The 6,897-nt window shown below is 51.0% G+C and carries 2 protein-coding genes; both read left to right on the top strand.

What is annotated here, in order from left to right; genetic code table 11:
• Positions 1–3,431: transglutaminase-like domain-containing protein (locus KDK18_RS12880; RefSeq protein WP_257255331.1), on the top strand; the 3,431-nt coding region annotated here is incomplete at its 5' end.
• 192 nt (positions 3,432–3,623) lie between these two features.
• Positions 3,624–6,897, top strand: a 3,274-nt coding sequence (locus tag KDK18_RS12875) for an AAA family ATPase (RefSeq protein WP_257255330.1), incomplete at its 3' end; no start/stop codon positions are given.

The raw sequence follows: 6,897 nt of genomic DNA, 5'->3' as shown, positions 1-6,897 counted from the left end.
CCATCAACCCACCGGAGTACAGCGGGCGAAAACCGTTATCACCGGCGCTGAAAGGGCGTTTTCGACATTTGCCTATCAGGCAGTACAGCCAGGCAGAATTACGGGCCATTGCCGGTAAAGTGTTGCCGCAAACCCAACAAGGGAAAATTCTGGCTGAACAACTGACTAAGCAACATTGTCGTTTGAGGGCTTACCTTCAAGAGAAAAAACTGCCGTTGCAACCGACCAGCCTTGATTTACAGAATGTCGCCAAAGCGGTTCTCAGAGGAGGCGATTTTACTGAAAAAGGGCTTCATCAATGCCTCAGTCAGCACTACCGGCTTTACCTGATGGCTGCCAAAAGAACACTGGAGAAACTGCCCGGGCCATCGGCTATTGCCGTAGCTACAGGAGAGCCCGATGCTGAACTTTGCGATTGGTTCAACCGCACGATACCGGGCATTAATCGCCCGTGGTTAATACGACGCAGTGACCTCAACAGTATTGATGAACAAAACCACGAAATTTGTATTAACACTCATCAGACCGAAGAAGAGATCAAAACCGAAATCATCAAGAGGGTGGTTCAGGCCAGGTGGCAGGCATCCGGTCTTCCCCTGAAGCCGAATGAGTCGGATGATTTTCTCATCGGGGCACTTTACCGACACTGGCAGCAAGGCTGGTTTAATCATCAATTCAGCCGCACGGGCGTAGAAGCCAATAGCGTACTCCCCATGACGGAAGAACAGCAACAAACACTGACATTATCGGCTAATCAGCCCTACCTTCAGGAGGCTGACCGGCGCATAAGTGCATGGAATTCCAATACGGTTCAATTGTGGCCAGCGTTTTGGCATCAGCTGAGTGATCTGCCGAGCCATCTGTTTGACGATTATATTGACGAAGAGCGGGCTGCAAAAGTCCGGGAGGGACAGGCTCCGGCATTGGATCAGAGCACGTGCCATGAGCCACAATCGATTAAGGAAGCGTTAACTACCGGCGATGGTAACGCTCCTGAAAAATACAATCCGGAAGACCACGAGGAAGAGGCTCCGGCATTGGACCGGAGAACACGCTATGAGCACCGGGGTAAGCCACAAGCTGACAGTTATATAATTTTTGAGAGGCCGGGCCTTCCTTCCGGGATGTATCGTTGGTGGGCAAAGGATGTTTATGTGTCTCCTGAGGGTGATGTCAAACTCATCGATATTAATGATCAACACATGCAGGGGGCCGAAGTTCTCTCACCGGCCCGGTTATCAGGGCCTGATCAGGAAGTAACATTAGCGAGCGATCAAACACTGGCGACCTTTGACTGGGCATCAGACAATGGTCGATATGCATTGCCCAGCCTGACGCCTGACGACTATATCGTGGCCCTGCGCATGAAGCCCGATTTGCCATACACTCTGATCAGAGATCGATATACCGGACTTCACACGCTGTATGTTGCAGAGGCCGAAGACAACCAGAATATTCAATTTGCTTATGTCGTAGAACAGCGGAAACCGCGCGAAAAAACATCTGTTGAAGAAGCCTGGTCAGAAGCATCAAACCGTTTTGACGCCCGCTGCTCCGAAGGTATGAAAACAGTATTGGAGAAACTGTTCAGGCGCTTTAGGCACATCGACGAACTGTCGTGTGAAGTAAAGCAACTTTTAGAGACAATAGAAAAGGCTGAAGACCCGGAGCAACGAATTAATGCAATCGAGCACTATTGCCAACAGTTCTCCGGTAATGCTGCACCAGAGTACGGTGCAAATTTATTTCACTTCCTGGTAACACGGCGGCAAGGTAGCTGCCGTCATCGTGCGCCTGTTTTTGTTGCTTTTTGTCGTTATTTTGGGATTCCATGTCGGCAAATTATTAACCGTGATCATGCCTTTGCAGAGTGTTCCGTTGACGGAGGCCAAACCTGGAAGTTCGTGGATTTGGGCGGGGCACCTGTCGAGGCAACAGAAATCCTGTCCAAGTTCCAACCCACCAAGCGGGTCAGTGGTTCTGGCGGCGAATCAAAGAGGATTAAGAAACTCTTTAAAGGGGCTGATTCAGCACAACAGCAAGCTCTGGCTGAAGCCTGTGGCATTAGCCTTGAGGAACTGAACACAGCCCTTGAAACAGGCGGTGCATTACCCGTCACCGATGATCTGAGTAACTCCGGAATAGTAAGGAATCTCTGGGACAGAAAAGATGTAACCGGTTTTGCAACCGGTGTCTCAATGTTAGAGTCGCTGGAGACAGACACATTGAGTTCTGACGAGAAGGCATTAGTCGGTAATGTGCGTTACGGCCGTTATTATAATACCCGTATCTACAAACCGATGTCGGAGGCAGTACAGCAAATATTAGCCGACGGTGACGAAGTTCAGGTCACTGAACTGCTCAAGCCATTGCATTCAAAAATGATTGTTCAGGGCGGAGCAAACCCTCAACAGTGGTTGAATTCAATGGTGGATATGTTGTCAAAGAGTGACCTGGAGACCCCCCCGGTTATTCGCCTTGCCGATGAAGCCCTGACATTGGGTTGGCTGGACCCACTGCCGACCTGCGATGACCGTATTGAGAATCCCGAAGAACATTGGCAGCTTTTGTGGGCTCTTGAAAGCATCGATGAACTGAAGGCTAAAGCCACCCACTGCCTGAAAATGTGGTACAGGAAATTTTTGTCCAGGGAAAAAAATAGCCAGGTATGGCAGTTAGCCTACGAAAACTTCCAAAAGAAAAAAAATGACACCTTCTTCATCACTCATTGTCATGATGGGAGTTCGCCACTCCTTGAAAATGACATTGTCGATCCATCCATACAGATCGTCTGGACGGACGAACCTGAGGGCGTTCCGAATATAGAACGAATGTTGGTGCATGATCCGGCGTTTGAGCAGTTAAACTCGGGTAAGATGAACCGGCGTCCGGTGATTATCGTGGGGGGGCCTGACTGGAACGCCCGAGCGATAAAGGAAAAGCACGAAACCCTGTTTCAACGAAAAGTTAACACCAGCCCTGACTTGAAGCAGTTATTGGAAAATACCGAAGTGAATTCCTTTTTTGTGTCACAGGTGAGAAAGAAGCTGAGGCATAGATGTTGGCAAGCGATTCAGCAGGCTTTCACTCATTACCTGTATGACGTGACCCTCTCAAAGGGTGGTCGTTTAATGTATTGCTGGGGCCATGCATCCTTCAGGACTTCGTCGGAGCTTTGCAGCTATGGCTCTCATGACCCATCCTCACGAAAAGAGCTGTATGCCATGATGACTCAAATTAATAGTTCTTACGTTTTTGAGCACTCGCGTAAGGATGCCTGCTTTTTAAAGCAGGCTCAAAACGCCAGTAATGCTCTGGTGCTCAAACCCTATGAGCTGAAAAAAATTGCCAGGGAGTTTGTGAACAGCGTGAATTTGAATTCGCTTTGTGACGCATTGGATAACCAATCTCTGTGGACTGACTGGGAATAGTCTGCCCTACACGGCCATTGCTCCTGCATCCACGCAGTTGTGCGGCGACAGCCAATGGGTCTTTTTTCGAGATCGCTGACTTCCTTCAAGGGATTGCAGGTAACCATTCAAATAGAACTTTCTTCCTATCCGAAGGTCAAACAATCAAACAGTTTCAATGCAGTCCTTCAGATTTAAGGAGAAAGGTTGACTATGGATGGCCGGATTGTTGGGGAAGTAAAGAAACCCGTTTCTGGTAATAGCGTACCAGCCAAGGTAGCAAAGCTGGAGTTATCGTCAGAAAAGACTGTCGAAGCCTGCATTGACGTAACGCCCGAACTCAATAGATCGTCCCCTCCGGTAACGATGCCTGAGAAAGCGAGAACCGTATCGTCAATGGACTGCTCGCTCCAACAAGCCCCTCAGTCCTTCGACTTTCGTTTTGTCGGCAGTGATGATGAGGTTCGACAGCTTTTAGACGCCCGGACCGGCGATGGACATCAGGATGTCATTCTTGTTTCCCATCCTGATGACCTCTCACAGGCTAACCTGGTGAGCCGATTGAGTATTGCCGCCGATGGTCGTCACAGCCTGCGTTCAGGCAAGTTGTTTGAAGGGTCACAGCCGCTCACTCTGGTGATGGACATCCGCAAGCTCACCAGCGACGATCTGCCAAAATTTAACGATCTGCTGGACCCCGATAACCCCTGTTTGTTCGACAAAGTCAGTCAGAAGAAACGTCCTCTGGGAGAGCATGTTGCTCTGGTGGTTCTGGCAGCCCCTGAACAGTTGGCACCGGTTGGTCAGGCCAGTGGTGCTCCGGGCGCTGATTTCTGGCGACGAATTAATCGACCGGGAAATATCTGGCAGTTCGATCCACAGACCGGTGATGATTCAACGATGGACCTCAATGAGGTTCCTCCGCTATTGCCCGAGCTTCCCGGTAGCGAAAGTGCTATGGATGACGACAATACCGTTTTAATTGACTGCCATATACACAGTAACTGGCGACAGTTGCTGCTGGGCGGCCCCGGAGTGGATCAACAGGGGCGAATTCAGCACATCCCCGGCAGGTTTAAGTCATTGAGGGCCGGACAAAAGGTGATCCTGAAAGGAGCCGACTGGCAGGATCTGGCCTTTGAACAGACCATTCGACAGATGCTGGCGCAAAAGCGCTTTGAGAGCAATGGGGGGATCTGCCAGTTACCCGACGATGTTCAGTTTTATCAGATGCCGGTGGAGAATACCGAGCTTCATTCACTGTTCCAAAGCCTGTCCTGCTTTTGCGACAAAGAAGGTGATAAAGAGCACGCAGCACAAAAAACAATCATCATTAACCAGAGTAATATCAGGGATTGGCTGGGCCCGATTGCTATTGCCCCGGAAGGCCATGCCGTCCCTAACACCCGTCTGTTGGAACAAGTTCTGGCGGGCGGTGTCGTCACCGTAACGTCTCCCCTCACTGAGGCACTCTGGTTTTGTTTGCTGGGTTCACTGCAGACGATTCGCGAGACGACCGGCCTGAAGCCCCGACTTCAGGTGGCTCAGACAAAACGGCAGCCAAAACCCCTGGGATTGAGAGAAAGCGATGAGTACTCAATGAGAGATCAGGCCGTTTTTAATACCGTCACGTATCAGCAACAAGCTCAGGCCAGCCACTGGATCAATCATTATCAGAAAGCCCCCCTGGTCATTCAGGTCAATGAACAGACCCGTCTCAGCCAGCTGTTTGATAACCTCCGTATTACCTCGGAACAAAAGGCACATTTTGGACGGCATCAGAGTGGCTTACAGGAAGCATTAACCTCTGGCAAGCCGGTCGTCATGCGGGGACTGGAGAGTAATCCAACGCTTCAGGAGCTTCTGGAACCTCTGGTTATCGGGCAACCTCTGTTGGTGAATGGTCAATTACAGGCGTACCCACAAGCCCAGGTCACCGTTGTCTGGCCTGAGTCTGCAAAAAGCCCATCTTCAGTATGGCGTTCGATGATCACCACGGGCAAACCGTGTCCTGAGGTGGATATCTGGGATATCAATGGGGACCGGCACGATATCCCCCGAACCGAGCTGCCCGAACAGGCACTTCACCAACTTTACGATGCGTTTAAAACCGTACCTGCCCACCTCTGTAACCCACTGCCTGAAATGACCGAAGGGTTGCTGAATAACCTGATACTGACTGCCCGGCGAGCACAGCAGGTTGACCACTCCCCAAAACTCCTGCCCCGCCACTGGCGCAAGGCCATTAACAGCGTCATCACCCATGGCACCCGACAGAATCCGGTAGTGCGGGATTTTATGAAAGTGGCTTGTTGGTGGATACTGCCGGATGCTTGTAAAAAGCCGGATGAGCATCCCCCTCCCTCGGTGGACCCGGATCAGTTAACTGCCATCATCAACGGTTCCCTGCGGCTGGACAGAACGTTTGTGAAGCAAAACCTATGGCCACTGGCCCGAGTTTTTGACCCGCGGTTATTTAAGGACTGCCCATTTCAACTGTCTTATGAAAAACCATTTTCAAAGTGTGATGAAAAAGAAGTTCTGGGCAGGTTCTGTGCCATGATCGTGGCTCATGCGCCTGAACAACAACGTCAGGCAATGGCGCATCAGTTGCAGGTCGATCCGGCAGCAGCGCCCCGTCTACGGTTAGCCATCAGGCCATCAAGACAGATCAAACGTTTGCAAGATGCACTGGCTTCTGGTTGGCGGTTACCTTTGTCACCAGGGCAGACGCGGTCCGATGCCATTCTCGCTCTGGCCACTGATTGTTTTCACATGGCCAGAAGAGAACATGACGCAGAGAACCCTGACGAAGAACGCATTGAGCGAATTGAATACGTAGAAAACCGACTGTCTCAATCACTGGAATGGCAAGGTTCTGCCGATCAGCCCATGTCAGCGCTGGCGGACGATCTTTATCACGGCTCGACTAATCAGAAGGATCGTGAAAGTCGTCGATTATCACGACTCCATGACCGGTTAGCAGACTCTCCCGTTATATTCGTGCAAGGAGAAACCGGCACCGGGAAAAGTTACTTTTCTGCCAGAATGGCAGAGGCTTCGGGAGAGGCTTCAGTGCTGTCCCTTGGGCCTTCTGACAGCGAACAGACCCTGATGCAACGCTGGCAGTGGCAAGAACACCCCGATGGTGACCGCTCTACGGAACAGCAAAACCGGATGCTGATGGAATGGGCCAGGACACCCGACAAAGACGGACACTATCTCACTCTGGTTCTGGATGAAGCGAACCTGGCCAAAACCGGATTGCTGGCGTCATTAAACGGCTTATGGGAACCGGAACCCTGTATCTATGTGAATGGCCACCCTGTCAAGGTTAGCTCAAAACACCGGGTCATTCTCACCGGTAACCCGGATCATTATGCCGGACGCCAGCTGGATCCGACCCTGAAAGAGAAACTGCCTATGGCTTATTACCCACCTTTGGACCAGGCTTTCCTTCGGGACAGGGTGGTGGAACCGGCTCTGG

The sequence above is a fragment of the Endozoicomonas sp. SESOKO3 genome (assembly GCF_024606255.1).
The sequence above is the reverse complement of the archived record's forward strand: the minus strand, read 5'-3'. Positions and strand labels throughout refer to the sequence as shown.